This is a genomic window from Brevibacterium sp. S111, from assembly GCF_004745075.1.
Lineage (GTDB): Bacteria > Actinomycetota > Actinomycetes > Actinomycetales > Brevibacteriaceae > Brevibacterium.
In genome coordinates, this window is record NZ_RHFH01000050.1 from 1 (window position 1) to 1,454 (window position 1,454).

2 protein-coding genes and 1 pseudogene are annotated in these 1,454 nt (G+C 59.7%); all 3 read right to left on the reverse strand.

The features are described from left to right. Nucleotides 1-124: 124 nt before the first annotated feature. A complete protein-coding gene (locus EB836_RS17970) occupies nt 125-730 on the reverse strand; it encodes an IS3 family transposase (protein WP_167854518.1) in 606 nt (201 codons plus the stop codon). Further along, complete coding sequence (locus EB836_RS17975; RefSeq protein WP_167854519.1) at nt 727-1,062, reverse strand: transposase; 336 nt, start codon at nt 1,060-1,062, stop codon at nt 727-729. The genes EB836_RS17970 and EB836_RS17975 overlap by 4 nt, the downstream gene beginning before the upstream one ends. 61 nt (nt 1,063-1,123) lie before the next feature. Next, nucleotides 1,124-1,454 (reverse strand): annotated as a pseudogene (locus EB836_RS18330) (hypothetical protein); the annotation flags it as partial.

Here is a 1,454-nt window from a genome sequence, read left to right on the forward strand (position 1 = left end):
TGACCAATTGTCGGTGAGCGTCGGGTGACGGCCTGGCGCTCACCGCCACGACCCGGTGGCGCTGAAAGGCAATATCGGGTGGCGCTCAACCACAATAGTCAGTGGCGCTCACACCACCGAATACTCAGTCGCTGTGAAAAATCGCACCTTCCAGTGTTTCTCTGTTGTTTACTGCATTCTGTAACGCATCCTCGACGAGACTGGACCGCATGTGATCGGCGATCGACCAGCCCACGATCCGCCGCGAATACAAGTCGATGACCGTGGCCAAATACAAGAACTTCCCCTCATCGCCATAGGGTAAGTAGGTGATGTCGCCGACGTAGGTCGTGCCCAACTCAGCGGCCGAGAAGTCCCTGCCGACCAGGTCGGCAAACACCTGAGCATCTGGGTCCGAGATCGTCGTAGTCTTCGGCTTACGCAAGTGGATACCGACCATGCCGTTGTTCCGCATCAGGCGGGCAACCCGCTTACGGTTGACCGGCTCGTCCACGTGCGGGTCATCGGCGAGTTCGGCCGTGATCCGTCGGTACCCGTACGTGTGGTCCCAGAATTCGAAGTGGTGCTCAATCCGCTCGCACAGAGCATCATCAGCAGCCTGCCTGGCCGCCCGTGCCGGCCGGGAGGCACGCCACTTGTAAAAGCTTGAGCGCTGGATACCCAGCACGGAACACATCCGCTTCACCTCATGGGTGTTTCGATGGTCGTCAACGAACTGGAAACGGATCACCAGGTCGTCTCTGCCGCGAAATATTTCGTGGCTTTCCGCAGGATCGCTCGCTCTTCTTCCAGCCGCTCCACATCCGACCGCAGAGACCGCTTATCGGCCCGCAACGAATCGTTCTCGACCCGCAGGCGAGCCAGCTCTTCCTCGGGTGTCTCGGGCCGATCAGGCGAGCTCGTGGACACCTTGCCGGCTTCCTTCCGTGCTTGGAACACCCACGACTTGATCGCGCCACGGGAGATGCCAAGATCGGCCGCGACTTGGGAATAAGACATATCGGGATGAGTCTCGTACAGCGCGACGGCGTCGGCTTTGAACTCATCGGAGTACTTCTTCATTGGCATGGTTTCTACTCGCATTCTCCGGCCCATTATGGGCCAGACTCAGCGTGTCCACCACTCAGGGTTCATCCCCATCGGCTCGTGCACGAGCTACGCAGCCCGCGGCAGCGCACTGAAAAAGTCTGATCGGAACGCAGAGGGAGTCGCTACACCAAGTGCTCCGGTGAGGCCGGTACGTGTTGAACCAGTGCACCCGCTCCGCCGCGGCGAGCTCGACATCATCAATGCCTTTCCAGGCACCCTTGTTCCGGATGAGTTCGGCCGGCTCTTCCGGTTTCAGAGTGCGTAGCAGGGTCTCTGCACCCAGTGTGTCGGTGATGAATGAGAGGCGGGCCTTGGGTGATGATGGAAATTCTCCAAGATCCCTCACACCCAAGGCCCTGCCATGC

Excerpts from the sequence above, each read along its gene's own strand:
- EB836_RS17975 (WP_167854519.1), bottom strand. The coding sequence starts at position 1,062 with ATGAAGAAGTACTCCGATGAGTTCAAAGCCGACGCCGTCGCGCTGTAC.